We start from the raw sequence: 16,204 nt of genomic DNA, 5'->3' as shown, positions 1-16,204 counted from the left end.
AGAATTCAAACATCAATTTCAATATTTAAAATTAACTCTAATATGGAAACTACATTTTCATTTCTTGATTATGCGATCTTCATTATTTATGGAATCGTAATTGTGGGCGTTGGCTTGTGGGTGTCGCGAGATAAAGAAGGACATCAGAAGAATGCTGATGATTATTTTTTGGCGAGCAAGTCGTTGCCGTGGTGGGCGATAGGAGCCTCCTTAATTGCAGCCAATATCTCGGCCGAGCAGTTTATTGGCATGTCGGGTTCTGGTTTCGCCATTGGATTGGCCATTGCATCTTATGAGTGGATGGCTGCTCTAACCTTGATAATTGTGGGAAAATATTTTCTTCCCATTTTCATTGAAAAAGGATTGTACACCATCCCCGAGTTTGTGGAACAGCGATTCTCAACCAACTTAAAAACCATACTTGCAATCTTCTGGATTGGCTTGTATGTATTTGTAAATTTGACATCAGTGCTTTATTTGGGTGCGTTGGCCATGGAAACAATTATGGGGATTCCGATGATTTACGGTGTGATTGGCCTGGCACTTTTTGCGGCTAGTTATTCCTTGTACGGAGGTTTGTCGGCTGTAGCCTGGACCGATGTAATTCAAGTTGTTTTTCTTGTGTTTGGAGGTTTGGTAACTACCTATTTGGCTTTGGATTATGTGTCTGCCGGACATGGAGTGATTGCCGGATTTAAGCATATTTATGAGGCAGCACCAAATAGTTTCCATATGATTTTAGATAAATCGAATTCCCAATATATCAATTTACCAGGAATTGGAGTATTGATTGGTGGAATGTGGGTGGCAAACTTATATTATTGGGGATTTAATCAATACATAATCCAAAGAACTTTAGCTGCTAAATCATTAAGAGAGTCGCAGCGGGGAATTGTTTTTGCAGCAGTATTAAAACTGATCATCCCTATAATTGTAGTTATTCCTGGAATTGCAGCTTATGTAATGGTAAACGATCCTCAAATACTTGCCGGTCTTGGAGAGGCCGCAAAGCATAATTTACCAAGCATGGAAGCTGCCGACAAGGCCTATCCCTGGTTGTTGCAATTTTTACCTTCGGGATTAAAAGGAGTTGCATTTGCAGCATTGGCTGCCGCCATTGTTTCTTCACTGGCTTCGATGCTGAATTCAACCTCTACGATTTTCACATTGGATATTTACAAACCTTATTTTAATCCGAAAGCTTCGGATAAAAGAACCGTAAATGTGGGACGATTGTCTGCTGGATTTGCCCTGGTAATTGCTGGAATCATGGCTCCGCTTTTGGGAGGCCTCGATCAGGCATTCCAATATATTCAGGAGTACACCGGTATCGTGAGTCCTGGTATTCTTGCTGTTTTCTTAATGGGATTGTTTTGGAAAAAGACGACAAACAAAGCTGCTATTGTAGGAACATTGTCCTCTATTCCGGTAGCGTTTTTCTTTAAGGTTGGTCCAAATGGCTGGGTGCAAGGCACGGTTTTGGAATCTATCTTTCCATCCCTGCCATTTCTGGATCAGATGGGGATTATCTGTTTAGTTTCTATTGCAATAATTATATTGGTGAGCTTGCTTCAGAATAAAGGAGCCGATGATCCAAAAGGAATTGAGGTAAGCAGAAAAACCTTTAAAACAGGTTCGGTTTTTAACCTGGTATCTTATGCAATTTGTATTTTGCTGGTAGTACTTTATGCACTGTTTTGGTAAATACAGAAAAATGATAAATATAGACAAACAGGCTATTCTTAAGCAGATTAGCCTGTTTTTGTTTCTTATAAACTGATGATTCCTTCTATATTCTTTGCCTGATCGTAGATTTTAAGCACTGTATCGGGCGAATCCATTATAATTTTCACGGTAATTCCGATAAAACGAATATCACGCGAAGTTTTAAAGACAAATTCGGTATTCTCCGGGAATAAGTTTTTTATTGCTGTCAATTTATCTTCCTTATTCGGGATAATAAATTTGAACATATATAGGGATGGCCAATTGTTTGAGTCTAACAGCTGTTGGCGCATTTGTTTATATTTCTCCTGATCCATTTACTTCTTATCTTGATTTGTTTGAACTGCAAAAATGGGAAATATTTTTTGATGATTATACTTCCTCTGTACTTCTAATAAAAAAATGCCGTTCGTTTGTTTCGAGCGGCATTTTTTATTGGCAGAAAGTAATTTAAGTCAGAATAAGATTTTATTAATTACTTTCTTGTTTTATTAAAAGAACCCGATACAATATAGAACATTATCATTGGAAAATCAAAATCAGCAATTGATATTTATCTATGTTGTAGTTGTTTACTGAAGATTTGCATTCTTTGGTTTCCCAAAATTATCAGGAACCAAAACAGCTATTACCTCACCAGTTACGCACAGCATATCATCAGCAAATAATTCACAGCTTACTTTTACTTTACGTTCTGTGATTTCACTTATTATTCCTTTGATTTCAATTTCGCTACCTATTGGAGTTGGTTTAAGGTATTTCACCTGTAACGAGGCAGTAACACAACGAGGAGCATTGCTTTTGTCGAGCACGATATTTTTTGCTTTTGCAAGGGCCAGTGCCGCCGATCCTGTTCCATGACAATCAATTAATGATGCCAGTAAACCACCATACACAAATCCCGGAATGGCGGTATGATAGGTTTTGGGTACAAATTTCGTTATGGTTTCGGCTCCATTCCAATTGGTTTTAATCTGATGTCCGTGCTCGTTTAATCGTCCGCAACCGTAGCATTGCGCAAAATGATCGGGATAGTAATCTTGAATTCCTTTCATGTGTTATAATTTTTATAGGGAAGATAATGGTTTTTTAGGAATCTGAGCTTTTGATATTCATCATCAAATTGGTACTAGCTTATAAAAGCGATTCTGCTGTTTGAGTGATCTGGATAACTGTGCTTGTAAAGCGGACTAATTCTTTTTGTAGTGAAAAGACAATAGAAACTATTCTGATGTTTGGGAAGTACTACCCCGGTTGTTTGGGAAGTACTACCCAAGTTGTTTGGGAAGCACTGCCCAAGTTGTTTGGGAAGTACTACCCAAGTTGTTTGGGGGGCAGAAGCGAATCGGATTAGGGGTAAAAAAAGACAGATGCTCATTTGATCTTACAAACGAGCATCTGTTTACTATATCTGCTTTATTTTTATTTTACAGGAATCAGATCGTTTAATAAACGACCTTTTTTCATGGTATTGGAATGATGAAAGATACTGCGTAATTCTATTTGGAACGTACCTTCGCTCAACGAATCGGGTACGAAGAAAAGCACTTCGGATGGTTTGTTTTTGATTACATTTTCTACGCGGGTTTCTTCTCCTGTTGTATTGATGAAAAATATGCCTTGTTGGGAATCCGTTGTATCGAATTTAAGCAAAGAACCGCGAATAGATGCTACCTGTCCGGGTGTAAAGGTCTCGTTAATTACTTTCGATTTAAGATCAACAAATTGTTGCAATACAGGTTGTGGCGATACAATTTCCACTTTATGTAATTCAATATCTGCAATGGCAGCCCTTAATCTTGAACCAGCAAGTAAATTCAATTTTATGGCATGTCGCGAAGCATCGAAATGATCCTGTTTATCGTTAAATACACCGGCCACACTAGGATGAACTTTGAATAATCTGGTGTTCACATTGTTTCCGTTTTTTACTGCTTCTACTACAGCATATTCAAATTCCTCAATTACCGAAAGGGCTTCGGCTTTGGTTACCGTAGAGCCTTTGCCAATCATTTGTTCTACAATTTGCTCTTCGTTAACCGACTCATTATCTGTTACTATTCCCATATAATCATCCGGATCGTCGGTAAGACTATTGGGTGTTAAACCATATCGTAAACTCATTTTTAATACGAATTTAGTTTGTATATTGTAGGGCTCGTCGACCTCTTCTTCCAGTGGCTCGCTAAATCTATCCGGTTGATGACCAGTCGACGAGTTACCTATTTTGACAAGTGAAAATATTGATAAATTGTGTAAAATCAAAATTGTTTCTATGTCAAGTTATAAGCGATTTGTTTATTTATACGAATCCTAAATTATTGTTGGTGAAAGAATAAAAAAATGTTTTTATCTCTTTTTTATAAGTAACAACTTTAGCATTAAGGGGGGTGTAACTTTCTATAAGTTACATTTGTCACAAGCTTCGATTGATAGTATCAGCAATACTTTTTCCTGCCCGGTTACCTCTGATTTTAATTCCTGTAAGCTTCGATTGATAGAAGTAAGGGAAGACAAAAGCATGACACGAAATCAATCTTTTTATGCGTTCATTGTCCCGATATTTCTCTGGAATTGAAATTTTTGCAAGTAGATATGATGTCTTACTTTTGTGAGAAACTGCTAATTTTATCGGGAAAGTGCCGTTTTTCTTAGCTTTACGGGTGTCTAATATCCGTTTTGCAGTAGCCGTTTAGGGTGATTTTTTTTGCAAGTTTTTACACTTTTAAAGCTACAAAAAGCATCTTAAACCGCAATATTTAAGTAAAAATAGGACAAAATAAAAGCGATTACAGATACTGTAATCGCTTGGTATTTATTGGCTTTAACTAGTCGGGGCGAGAAGATTCGAACTTCCGACCCCACGCCCCCCAGACGTGTACTCTAAACCTGGCTGAGCTACGCCCCGATTTGTGATGACAAATATAAGAGATGTTTCAGAATTGGCAAAAAATAGAGATACTGAGATTCGAAAAAATTGATTACAATATCTACTTTATCTATTTAAATTTACACTTGTAGTTATCTGGATATTTTGTAGATTTGCTAGGCTAAAATACAATTTAGAAACAGAATAAGTAAACATATGGAATTTAAATCAATGAACCTTAAAGATGAAAATAAATCAACTCCCGAAGGAGATGTTGAGAAAGTAAAATGTCTTATAGTTGGTTCTGGTCCAGCAGGATATACTGCTGCGATATATGCAGCAAGAGCAAATCTTAAACCTGTGTTAATTGAAGGACTTCAACCAGGAGGCCAGCTAACAACTACAACTGAAATAGATAATTTCCCTGGTTATCCGGATGGTATTACGGGTTCGGAAATGATGGCGGATTTGAAAAAGCAAGCAGAGCGTTTTGGAACCGATTGCCGATGGGGTTTGGTTACTTCTGTTGATTTTTCTAGCTATCCGCATAAGGTTATTGTTGATGATAAAAAGCTTATTGAGGCGGAGACGGTAATTCTTGCTACAGGTGCAACTGCAAAATATTTAGGATTCCCTACTGAGGAAAAATATATGGGGTCTGGAGTTTCTGCATGCGCCACTTGTGATGGATTTTTCTATCGCGGGAAGGATGTTGCCGTTGTAGGAGGAGGTGATACCGCTGCTGAAGAAGCTACCTACTTGGCCGGTTTGTGTAATAAAGTGTATTTGATCGTTCGCAAACCATTTTTAAGAGCATCAAAAACTATGCAGGATCGGGTGTTTAGAACTAAAAATATAGAGGTTCTATTTGAACACAACACTAAAGAATTATATGGAGATGGAGTGGTGGAAGGTGTAAAATTAATTAAGCGAATGGGGGAGCCGGATGAAAGCGAAGTAGATGTGAAAATTGATGGTTTCTTTTTGGCTATAGGACATACTCCAAATTCAAAAATATTTAATGGATACTTAAAAACAGATGCACAAGGTTATGTCTTGACAGAACCAGAAACTACTAAAACTAATGTCCATGGTGTGTTCGCTTGTGGTGATTTAAAAGATCCTCATTACCGACAGGCAATAACATCTGCAGGTTCCGGTTGTAGGGCAGCTATGGATGCAGAAAGATTCCTTTCTGAAAGGGAGTAATAAAGTTAATTCATAAATAATACAATACCTGACATTTAATTATTGTCAGGTATTTTTTTTTTGCATAAAAAAACGGCATCCTGTAGGGATGCCGTTGCTTTTATCTTGAATATTACTGATTGAAAATATCCGCAAATTTCTCATTGCTATATTTACCATCTTTTAATTTCTGAGCAACATCTTTAAATGCATTTACAGTGTATTCTACATCTTCAAGAGTATGAATTGCTGTTGGAATTAAACGAAGTAATAACTGACCTTTTGGAATAACAGGATAAACAACGATAGAGCAGAAAATATTATAATTTTCTCTTAGATCCATTGTCACCTGAGTTCCTTCTGCAACACTACCTGATAAATAAACAGGAGTTACAGGGGATTGTGTTACTCCAATATTTAATCCAGCTTCTTTTAATCCGTTTTGAAGGGCAGCGGTTATTGACCAAAGTTTTTCTCTTAACTCAGGTTTTGTTTTAAGAAGCTCCAGTCTTTTGATAGATCCTTCTACGATAGGCATTGGAAGAGATTTTGCGAAAATCTGAGATCTCATGGTGTATCTTAAATAAGTACAAACTTCTTCGCTACAAGCAACAAAAGCACCAATTCCTGCCATTGCTTTAGCAAAAGTACTAAAGTGAAGATCAACTTTATCTTGAACTCCAAAGTGTTCGATAGTTCCAGCACCATTTTTACCCATTACACCAAAACCATGTGCATCGTCTACAAGTAAACGGAAATTGAAATCATCTTTTAGTGCACAGATTTCATCCAATTTGCCAAGATCACCGGCCATTCCAAAAACACCTTCGGTGATCACAAGAATTCCACCTCCTGTTTTTTCAGTCCATTTGGTTGCACGCTCTAATTCTTGACGAAGGTTTTCCATATCGTTATGAGGGAATACGAAACGTTTTCCAACATGAAGTCTTAAACCATCCATGATACAGGCATGAGCTTCAGAATCATATACAATAACGTCATGTCTTCCAACCATTGAATCAATAATTGAAAGCATTCCCTGATATCCAAAGTTTAGCAAGAAAGCGTCAGGTTTTCCAACAAATTCAGCTAATTGAGATTCTAGTTCTTCATGAAGGCTAGTCTGCCCTGACATCATTCGAGCTCCCATAGGATAAGCTAATCCCCATTTTGCGGCAGCTTCAGCATCAGTTTTTCTCACTTCAGGATGGTTGGCTAAGCCAATATAGTTGTTTAAACTCCAAGTTAAAACATCCTTCCCACGAAATTTCATTCTTGAGCTAATTTCTCCTTCTAGTTTAGGAAATGCAAAATACCCGTGAGCTTGTTTAGCGTATTGCCCTAGATTTCCTTTTTTTGAGTTAACTTTGTCAAATATATCCACGATTTATGCTATTTTGAATTGTTTTATTGCAATTGTGCAAAAGTAATCTTTTTTGAAATTAAAGCAATAAATATTAAAGAATTGTATAATATGCAAGGAAAGTATCCAATAATTCATTGGAATATTTTATCTTTGCAAAATGCAAAAAAATAGAGTAGCGGTATCTATGAAAAAATTAATTTTCATTTTTGTGCTTTTTTCCTTTACCTTAAGTGGATGTAGCGACTATCAAAAGCTATTAAAAAGTACAGATAATTCATTAAAGTATAAAAAAGCTGTTGAGTATTACAATAGTGAAGAATATGTGAAGGCTTCAACTCTTTTTGAAGAATTACTTCCTATATATAGAGGTACAAGCAAAGCGGAAACAATTAGTTACTATATATCCTATTGTTCTTATGGACAAGGAGATTATATTTCGGCAGGTTATTATTTTAGAAATTTTTTGAAAACATTCCCGGATAGTCCTTATTCAGAGGAAAGTTTATATATGAGCGCTTATTGTTATTATTTGGAATCACCAAATGCAAGACTGGATCAAACTCCAACTGCTAGTGCAATTGATGCATTTCAGTTATACATTAACAGATATCCGAATTCAACAAGAATTCCGAAATGTAACGATTATATAGATGAGCTACAGGATAAGTTAGTGTTCAAATCGTATTTAAGTGCTAAAGGCTATTTCGATAGGGAGCATTATCCTTCGGCAATTATTGCTTTACAAAATAGTTTGAAAGATTATCCCGGATCATCTTATCGGGAAGATTTGATGTTTATGCTTTTGGATTCAAAATACGAATTAGCATATAAGAGTGTGGTATCGAAAAAGAGAGAAAGATACAATAATGCAAAAGAGGAATATTATTCTTTTGTGGATGAATACCCTAAAAGCAAGCATTTAAAGCAAGCTGAAAAAATGATGGAGGATATTGAATCCTACCTTGGTAAGTTTAATACAAATAATTAATATAGATCTAATTCTTGGATAGTATGGATTACAAAAAAACAAATGCAGCAAGTTCTACCATTACCCGTAATATGACAGAATTGAGTATGGAAGTGGGGAATGTATATGAATCTGTAATGATTATGGCTAAAAGATCCAATCAAATTGCTGTTGAGCTTAAAAGTGAACTGAACCAGAAATTGCAAGAGTTTGCATCTTATACAGATAACTTGGAAGAGGTTTTTGAAAACAGGGAGCAGATTGAGATCTCTAAATACTATGAGAGATTACCAAAGCCTACACTAATTGCAGTAGAAGAATTTCTTAGTGGAAATATTTATTATCGCAATCCTGCAAAAGAACAGAAGGTAGAAGAGTAAATATCGAATAATTTTCAAGTTCCCCCTATGCTTATATAGTGGGAATTTTTTATTTATCATTACTTATGTTGAAAGACAAACATATCATTCTTGGCGTTACTGCAAGTATAGCTGCTTACAAATCTGCAACTTTAGTGCGACACCTAGTGAAACAAGGAGCTGTTGTTAAGGTGATAATGACACCTTATGCAAAGGAGTTTATATCACCGGTAACTTTGGCTACCTTATCAAAAAATACGGTCTTATCGGATTTTTTTAAGCATGATGACGGAACCTGGAATAGTCATGTCGAATTGGGCTTGTGGGCTGATGTTATGCTGATAGCACCAACTACAGCAAATACAATGGCAAAAATGGCTCATGGTATTTGTGACAATCTTTTGTTGACCACCTATTTGTCTGCAAAATGTCCAGTAATTCACACTCCTGCGATGGATCTTGATATGTTTAAGCATCCAGCTACTCTCCGAAATATGGAAATATTAAAATCTTATGGAGATAAATTTATTGAACCTTCAAGCGGAGAATTGGCGAGTGGACTTTTCGGTAAAGGCCGAATGGAAGAACCAGAAATTATAACTAAAAAGCTTATTGATTTCTTCGCAAGTAAAAAAAAAAGTTAAGTAATAAAAGGATTCTCTTAACGACCGGACCTACTTATGAAAAAATTGATCCTGTTCGATTTATAGGTAACTTTTCTTCCGGGAAAATGGGTTTTGCAATAGCAGAAGAATTAGCAAACCAAGGTGCCGATATTGTGTTGATTACAGGTCCTACAAATCAACATACTCAAAACCCTCGTATAAAAAGAATAGATGTAATCACAGCAGAGGAGATGTACACCACTGCAGTTCAATATTACCCAGATTGCGATGGCGGTATCATGACCGCAGCCGTGGCAGATTTCACTCCTCTTCATCCAGAAGATATTAAGGTGAAACGAGGAAAAGAAAATTACCAAATAGAACTTACCCCAACAAAGGATATTGCAGCAGCATTAGGTCGGATGAAATCTAAAAATCAATTTTTAGTTGGATTTGCACTAGAAACTAATGATGAGGAATCTAATGCTAAATTAAAGCTGGAGAAAAAAAACCTTGATTTTATTGTGCTTAATTCTTTAAATGATAAAGGAGCAGGTTTTCAATACGACACGAATAAAATCAGTATTCTGAATGGGAAAGGAGTAAAAAAGAAGTTTGAATTGAAGCTTAAAAAGGAAGTTGCGGTAGATATTGTTAAGGAAGTCTTGGAATATTACAAGGACAAATGAATCGAGTTCCGTTTTAATTTTTAACTTTATCAGGAAACTATCGAAATATAAATATGCGTAAATTCTTCATTTTTATTTTTATTTGTCTGCTTTCAATCCCATTATTTTCTCAGGAATTGAACTGCAATATTCAAATAGTAAGCCAGCAGATTCAAGGAACCAATAAACAGGTTTTTCGCACAATGCAGACTGCTGTTTATGAATTTATGAATTCCAGACGTTGGACCGACCATGTTTATAGTTACGATGAACGGATCGAATGCAACATCTTGATTAATCTTACAGAACAGTTATCATCTGATGAATTTAGAGGTAGTATTCAAGTGCAGGCAAGAAGACCAATATTTAATTCCTCGTATAATTCTGTATTACTTAATTTTAAGGATGATGATGTTCAGTTTAAATATGTGGAATATCAACCTTTAGATTTTAGCGAGACTACATCCCCTACAAATCTTACAGGATTATTAGCATACTATGCATACGTAATTTTGGGTATGGATTACGACACTTTTTCAATGGAAGGTGGAAGTCCTTATTATTCAAAAGCGGAAGCCATAGTGAATAAAATGCAAAATTCTAGAGTGAAAGGATGGAAGGCATTTGAAAGTCGTAAAAACAGATATTGGTTAATTGAGAATTTGTTGGATAATGCATATAGCCCGGTACGAGAATGTTTGTATCGCTATCATCGATTAGGATTAGATAGAATGTCGGATAGGCTGACGGAAGCTCGGGCAGAAATTGCAGAGAGTTTGAGGTTACTTCAAAAAGCATATCGTGCTAAGCCTGGTGCTTTTATATTGCAGATATTTTTCGACGCTAAATCAGACGAATTGGTTAATATTTTTTCAGATTCATTTAATGATGAAAAGAAAAGAGTTTTCAATATCTTGAGCGAAGTTGATCCTGCAAATATTTCAAAATACAATAAAATTATTGGTCAAAAATAAATCTGAATTCCAAACTTTTATTTGGTTTGATTAATTTTACCGCATCGAAATTTATTTTAGAATCCTATGCTCAGATCTATTTCCATTCAAAATTACGCTTTAATAAATAAATTGGAAATTGAATTTTCCAATGGTTTTTCGGTAATAACAGGAGAAACCGGCTCTGGGAAGTCTATTCTTTTGGGAGCTTTATCTCTTGTGCTTGGCCAGAGAGCCGAAGGAAATGTTTTAAAAGATGATTCTAAAAAATGCATTATTGAATGTGCTTTTGCTATTTCGAAATATAAACTCCACACCTTTTTCGAGGAAAATGGATTGGACTATGAGTCGGAAACAGTAATAAGAAGAGAAGTCCTCCCAAGTGGTAAGAGTAGAGCTTTTGTAAATGATTCACCAGTAAGCTTGAAAATTCTTAAGGAATTAGGATTTCGTTTGTTGGATATTCACAGCCAAAATCAAAATCTGATATTAGGTAGTTTTGAATATCAATTGGGGATTGTCGATACTTATGCCGGAAATGGAGTGTTGCTTCGGGCTTATCAGGAGGAATATAAAGAATTTAAGGAGACTGGAAGAAGATTAATGCAGCAGAAAGAGCTTGCGGAAAAGGAGAAAGCAGATTTAGATTATTATCAATTTCAGTTACTGCAATTAGTAGAGGCAGAATTAGTTGATGGGGAGCAAGAACAGATGGAGTCGGAGCTCGAAACTTTGAATCATGCGGAAGAAATTAAGTCGCATTTGTTTAAAGCTCACGGTATTTTATCTGAAGGTGAGAATGCAGTGATAAATCAATTAAAAGAAGTTCGTAATGCGTTAGCTCACATTCAGGGTGTATATCCAGAAGCTGAAAGTTTATATCGTAGATTGGAAAGTACCTATATAGAAGTTCAGGATATTTCACAAGAAATTGATAGATGTAACGATTCTGTAGAGTTGGATCCAACAAGAATTGATTTTTTAAATCAGCATTTGGATGCAATTTATTCTTTACAACAAAAACATAGAGTTGATACCGTTGAGGACCTAATTCGTATTCGGGAAGAATTGAATGAAAAGGTGAGTGCCATTGAATCTAGCGATGATGCAATAATGGCATTGAAAGAGGAATTGGAGGCTCAACGAGATAAACTTCAACAGATTTCTGATAAACTGTCCAATGAAAGGAAAAAGGTAGTTCCCTCTATTGAAAAAACCATTATCAATCAATTGATTTTATTGGGAATTCCAAATGCAAATTTTAAAGTTCAAATCGAAACAATAGATGATTTCCAGCATTTTGGAAAAGATAATATTCGCTTTTTGTTCAGCGCAAATAAGAATGCCAGATTGGAAGAAGTACAAAGTGTAGCATCAGGAGGAGAAATTTCTCGTTTAATGTTGAGCATAAAATATTTGGTTTCCTCTTCTACGGCTTTACCATCCATTGTATTTGATGAAATTGACACAGGCGTTTCGGGGGAAATTGCTGATAAAATGGGTGCTATGATGAATCAGATGTCTGAAAATATTCAAGTAATTAGTATTACTCATTTACCACAAATAGCAGGTAGAGGCAAGTATCATTATAAGGTTTATAAAACCGATGACGAGCATGAAACTTATTCAAATATTATACTTCTCAATAAGCAAAACAGACTGGAAGAATTGGCCAAGATGTTAAGCGGTTCAGACCTTACTAAAGCAGCTTTGGAAAATGCTAAGGTGTTATTAAACAGCTAGTAAGTTTTAGTTTGATTCTATTGAAGAGTTTATTCAGTCTTAATAAATGTTCTTATTTGGAATCATTATAAAATAATTTGGCTATCTTTGAGGCGGAAAAATTGAAAATTTCAACTTATGTCGTATAATTTATTAAAAGGAAAAAAAGGAATTATTTTTGGTGCCTTGAACGAAATGTCTATTGCCTGGAAAGTGGCAGAGTTGGCAGTTGAAGAAGGTGCTGAAATAGTTTTAACGAATACACCCGTTTCTATTAGAATGGGAACTATAGACGAATTAGCTAAGAAATGCAATGCACAGGTTATTCCTGCTGATGCTACAAGTCCCGAAGATTTGGAGCAACTTTTTACTAAATCAATGGAAGTTTTAGGTGGAAAAGTTGATTTCGTATTACATTCAATAGGTATGTCTCCTAATGTTCGCAAGGGAAATCCATATGACGAATTGAATTATGAATATCTCAAGAAAACATTGGATATATCGGCTACATCATTTCATAAAGTTTTACAAACAGCTAAAAAGCTGGATGCTATTAGTGAATGGGGATCTGTATTAGCTTTAACTTATGCTGCTGCACAACGAACTATGTACGAGTATAATGACATGGCTGATGCAAAAGCTTTATTGGAGTCTGTTGCCAGAAGCTTTGGATATATTTATGGACGCGAAAAGCATGTGAGAGTAAATACTATTTCACAATCACCAACAATGACAACAGCAGGAAGTGGTGTTAAAGGGTTCAATTCCTTGATCGATTTTTCTGAAAGAATGTCACCGCTGGGTAATGCTGATGCTCAGGAATGTGCTAATTATTGTATTACACTTTTCTCAGATCTCACCAGAAAAGTTACCATGCAAAATTTATTTCATGATGGAGGATTTTCTAGTATGGGAATGAGTTATAGAGCCATGAGTCAATATAATAAAAGTTTTAATCCGTGCGATTGTAAAGAATAGTTTTAATTAATAATATATTCTAAATCCGGGTTGTGAAACCCGGATTTTTTTTTGATTTCATTACGGCTCATTTAAAAAGTTTAGATTTTTATAATCTAGGGAGAATATGTACATTTGTCCTTGATTTTCTAAACCTTGAATAAAGTTTGAAACGACAAAAATTGAAATTAGAGACCTTGCAAAAGAAATCATAGGGGATAGCGATTTTTTGGAAGTGTATGTTCATGCTCCATACAATATTTGCGAAGAAAGAGATGTAAAAGGATTGTATAAGAAAGCAAGAGAAGGACAGATTAAAAACTTTACAGGTTTAGATGCTCCTTTTGAAGCACCAGTACAGCCTTTTTTAGAAATAAAAACATCAGAAATGACACCTGAGGAATCGATACAATCAGTTGTAAAGTAGTTCATTCCACAGTTGTTGCAGGAGAGAAATAAGTAAAATAAAAAATAGGCATATTAAAGCCTTAAGAGAAGATAAATAAATTTTTTTCGAATGAAGGAATACAATATTAATCATTTAAGAGAACTGGAAGCAGAATCTATTTTTGTGATTCGTGAAGTTGCTGCTCAATTTGAAAATCCGGTGATGCTATTTTCTGGTGGAAAAGATTCCATTGTAATGTTTCATCTTGCACGAAAGGCTTTTGCACCTGCAAAGGTTCCTTTTGCTTTGATGCATATCGATACCGGTCATAATTTTGCAGAAACAATTGAATTTAGAGATCAATTGATGGAAAAAACAGGAACCCGCATTATTGTGCGTTACGTTCAGGATTCTATTGATCAGGGAAGAGCGGTTGAGGAGACAGGTGTGAATGCAAGTAGAAATAAATTGCAAACGGTAACGCTTCTGGATGGAATTGAAGATTTGAATATTGATTGTGCTATGGGTGGTGGTCGTCGTGATGAGGAAAAAGCCCGAGCAAAAGAACGTTTCTTCTCACACCGAGATGAATTCGGTCAATGGGATCCTAAAAATCAACGTCCTGAATTGTGGAATCTTTTCAACGGAAAGAAAAATATGGGGGAACATTTTAGAGTATTTCCAATTTCAAATTGGACTGAAATGGATGTTTGGCAATATATTTATCTTGAAAATATCGAGATTCCAAATTTATATTTTTCTCATGAGCGGGAAGTGTTTAAAAGAAATGGAACCTTATTGGCAAAGAGTGATTGTATTCCAATGAAGGCGGATGAAGTGATTGAAAAACGAATTGTGCGTTTTAGAACTATTGGTGATGCAACCTGTACAGGTGCGATAGAATCAAAAGCTCACACTTTAGAAGAAATTATCGAGGAAGTTGCAGCAACTCGTACAACAGAACGGGGTACCAGAGCCGATGATAAAAGATCTGAAGCTGCCATGGAAGATAGAAAGAAAGAAGGATATTTTTAATCGAAACATCAGAATAGTTCTTTGGCTTTTTAGCCAGTGATCTAAATTTTATAAGATATGTCAGAAAAATCATCAGGATATTTAGATATGGAGCTTTTACGATTTACCACTGCAGGAAGTGTGGATGATGGTAAAAGTACTCTTATCGGAAGATTATTATACGATAGTAAGGCCATTTTTGAAGATCAAATGGAAGCTATCGAATTAAGTAGCCAGAAAAGAGGTGACGAAGAAGTTGATTTGGCTTTGTTAACGGATGGATTAAGAGCAGAGCGCGAACAGGGAATTACTATTGACGTAGCCTATCGCTATTTCGCAACTCCAAAACGTAAATTTATTATTGCTGATACCCCCGGTCATATTCAATATACCCGAAATATGGTTACCGGAGCATCTACAGCTAATGCAGCATTAATTTTAGTTGATTCACGAAATGGAGTAATTGAACAAACACTTCGTCATTCTTATATCGCAAATCTTTTGCAGATACCTCATATTATTGTTTGTATCAATAAAATGGATTTGGTTGAATATTCTGAGGAAACCTACAATAAAATCAAGGAAGATTATCAGAAGGTTGCCGCCAAGCTTAATATTCAGGATGTTCGCTTTATTCCTATTTCTGCTAAGTTTGGTGATAATGTAGTGGATGAATCCGAGAATATGGATTGGTACACTGGTACAACATTGCTGAATTTATTAGAAACTATCGAGATATTGGATGATAGAAATCAAGAGGATGCTCGTTTTCCTGTTCAGTATGTAATCCGCCCTCAATCAGATAAATATCATGATTATCGAGGATATGCCGGAAGAGTGGCGAGTGGAGTTTTTCATCCAGGAGATAAGGTGAAAGTTTTACCTTCGGGGATAGAATCAAGTGTGAAATCTATTGATACTTTGGATGGTGAATTAGAAATGGCTTTTCCACCTCAATCGGTAACACTTACACTTAGTGATGATATTGATATTTCAAGAGGAGATATGATTGTGGCTGCTGAGAATTCTCCAAGAGTTGAGCAGGATATTGAAGCCATGCTTTGTTGGATGAATGAGCGGGCCATGATGCTGCGAGGTAAATATACCATTAAGCATACTACCAACGAAACACGTTGCATGATTAAGGATGTGAAATTTAAAGTAAATGTGAATACTTTAGAAGAAGTTACTGACGACAAGAATGTTGGTTTAAATGATATTGCTTGTGTATCTTTTAAAGCTGCGAAGTCTTTGTTCGTAGATTCTTATAAAAAGAACAGACTTACGGGAAGCTTTATATTAATTGATGAAGCTACCAACGAAACTGTTGCTGCAGGAATGATTTTATAGATTCTGTATAATATAGAAAAATGGCTGATGCAATTGCGTCAGCCATTTTTTTTGTCTTAAAAGAGACTTTTTT

Annotated in this window: 17 protein-coding genes and 1 tRNA gene; 12 read left to right on the top strand and 6 right to left on the bottom strand. The window is 35.7% G+C overall.

What is annotated here, in order from left to right:
• The first annotated feature begins 42 nt into the window (after nt 1-42).
• Entirely contained in the window at nt 43-1,704 is a 1,662-nt protein-coding gene (locus tag DLK05_RS03095) for a sodium/sugar symporter (RefSeq protein ID WP_127342514.1), read from the top strand.
• A 65-nt stretch (nt 1,705-1,769) separates the two neighbouring features.
• On the opposite strand, the gene DLK05_RS03090 is transcribed toward DLK05_RS03095, so the two are convergent.
• The 5 genes from DLK05_RS03090 to DLK05_RS03070 all read right to left on the bottom strand — a co-directional run bounded on the left by DLK05_RS03090 (nt 1,770) and on the right by DLK05_RS03070 (nt 4,633).
• A complete protein-coding gene (locus tag DLK05_RS03090; RefSeq protein ID WP_127342513.1) occupies nt 1,770-2,042 on the bottom strand; it encodes a DUF493 family protein in 273 nt (90 codons plus the stop codon).
• A gap of 255 nt (nt 2,043-2,297) precedes the next feature.
• Nucleotides 2,298-2,780, bottom strand: coding sequence for a PaaI family thioesterase (locus tag DLK05_RS03085; RefSeq protein WP_127342512.1), 483 nt, complete (start codon nt 2,778-2,780; stop codon nt 2,298-2,300).
• Nucleotides 2,781-3,147: 367 nt separating this feature from the next.
• Nucleotides 3,148-3,849: a DNA-binding domain-containing protein gene (locus tag DLK05_RS03080; RefSeq protein ID WP_127342511.1), complete on the bottom strand. Its 702-nt coding sequence runs from the start codon at nt 3,847-3,849 to the stop codon at nt 3,148-3,150.
• Between the two features lie 292 nt (nt 3,850-4,141).
• On the bottom strand, nt 4,142-4,399 hold the full coding sequence (locus DLK05_RS17980) for an Arm DNA-binding domain-containing protein (RefSeq protein ID WP_127342549.1): 258 nt from the start codon (nt 4,397-4,399) through the stop codon (nt 4,142-4,144).
• Between the two features lie 158 nt (nt 4,400-4,557).
• A tRNA-Pro gene (locus DLK05_RS03070) sits at nt 4,558-4,633 on the bottom strand.
• 177 nt (nt 4,634-4,810) lie between these two features.
• Here DLK05_RS03070 and trxB point away from each other — a divergent pair.
• The gene (trxB, locus tag DLK05_RS03065; protein WP_209319681.1) at nt 4,811-5,803 is read left to right on the top strand and encodes a thioredoxin-disulfide reductase; all 993 of its coding nucleotides are present in this window, start codon (nt 4,811-4,813) and stop codon (nt 5,801-5,803) included.
• A gap of 112 nt (nt 5,804-5,915) precedes the next feature.
• Here the strand turns inward: trxB and DLK05_RS03060 are convergent, their stop codons facing one another.
• Entirely contained in the window at nt 5,916-7,166 is a 1,251-nt protein-coding gene (locus DLK05_RS03060; protein ID WP_127342510.1) for an aminotransferase class I/II-fold pyridoxal phosphate-dependent enzyme, read from the bottom strand.
• 166 nt (nt 7,167-7,332) lie between these two features.
• Here DLK05_RS03060 and DLK05_RS03055 point away from each other — a divergent pair, with 166 nt between their 5' ends.
• From DLK05_RS03055 to cysN, 10 genes are all read left to right on the top strand, one after another.
• A complete protein-coding gene (locus DLK05_RS03055) occupies nt 7,333-8,136 on the top strand; it encodes an outer membrane protein assembly factor BamD (protein ID WP_127342509.1) in 804 nt (267 codons plus the stop codon).
• Nucleotides 8,137-8,159: 23 nt separating this feature from the next.
• The gene (locus DLK05_RS03050) at nt 8,160-8,495 is read left to right on the top strand and encodes a DNA-directed RNA polymerase subunit omega (RefSeq protein ID WP_127342508.1); all 336 of its coding nucleotides are present in this window, start codon (nt 8,160-8,162) and stop codon (nt 8,493-8,495) included.
• Nucleotides 8,496-8,560: 65 nt separating this feature from the next.
• Nucleotides 8,561-9,118 carry a flavoprotein gene (locus DLK05_RS17425; protein ID WP_209319680.1) on the top strand — a complete coding sequence of 186 codons (558 nt, stop codon included), beginning with the start codon at nt 8,561-8,563 and terminating at the stop codon, nt 9,116-9,118.
• An 11-nt stretch (nt 9,119-9,129) separates the two neighbouring features.
• The gene (locus DLK05_RS17420; protein WP_209319685.1) at nt 9,130-9,768 is read left to right on the top strand and encodes a phosphopantothenoylcysteine decarboxylase domain-containing protein; all 639 of its coding nucleotides are present in this window, start codon (nt 9,130-9,132) and stop codon (nt 9,766-9,768) included.
• A gap of 53 nt (nt 9,769-9,821) precedes the next feature.
• On the top strand, nt 9,822-10,721 hold the full coding sequence (gene porD, locus DLK05_RS03040; RefSeq protein WP_127342507.1) for a type IX secretion system protein PorD: 900 nt from the start codon (nt 9,822-9,824) through the stop codon (nt 10,719-10,721).
• 66 nt (nt 10,722-10,787) lie between these two features.
• On the top strand, nt 10,788-12,443 hold the full coding sequence (gene recN, locus DLK05_RS03035) for a DNA repair protein RecN (RefSeq protein ID WP_127342506.1): 1,656 nt from the start codon (nt 10,788-10,790) through the stop codon (nt 12,441-12,443).
• Between the two features lie 117 nt (nt 12,444-12,560).
• Entirely contained in the window at nt 12,561-13,400 is an 840-nt protein-coding gene (locus tag DLK05_RS03030; RefSeq protein WP_127342505.1) for an enoyl-ACP reductase FabI, read from the top strand.
• A 139-nt stretch (nt 13,401-13,539) separates the two neighbouring features.
• Nucleotides 13,540-13,806 (top strand): adenylyl-sulfate kinase, encoded by a 267-nt coding sequence (locus DLK05_RS03025; protein WP_127342504.1) that lies wholly within the window; start codon nt 13,540-13,542, stop codon nt 13,804-13,806.
• Between the two features lie 90 nt (nt 13,807-13,896).
• Entirely contained in the window at nt 13,897-14,802 is a 906-nt protein-coding gene (cysD, locus tag DLK05_RS03020) for a sulfate adenylyltransferase subunit CysD (RefSeq protein ID WP_127342503.1), read from the top strand.
• A gap of 57 nt (nt 14,803-14,859) precedes the next feature.
• Nucleotides 14,860-16,131: a sulfate adenylyltransferase subunit CysN gene (cysN, locus tag DLK05_RS03015; RefSeq protein WP_127342502.1), complete on the top strand. Its 1,272-nt coding sequence runs from the start codon at nt 14,860-14,862 to the stop codon at nt 16,129-16,131.
• The last annotated feature ends 73 nt before the right edge of the window (nt 16,132-16,204 follow it).

It is taken from the genome of Ancylomarina longa (assembly GCF_003996985.1).
Taxonomy (GTDB): domain Bacteria; phylum Bacteroidota; class Bacteroidia; order Bacteroidales; family Marinifilaceae; genus Ancylomarina_A; species Ancylomarina_A longa.
The sequence above is the reverse complement of the archived record's forward strand: the minus strand, read 5'-3'. Positions and strand labels throughout refer to the sequence as shown.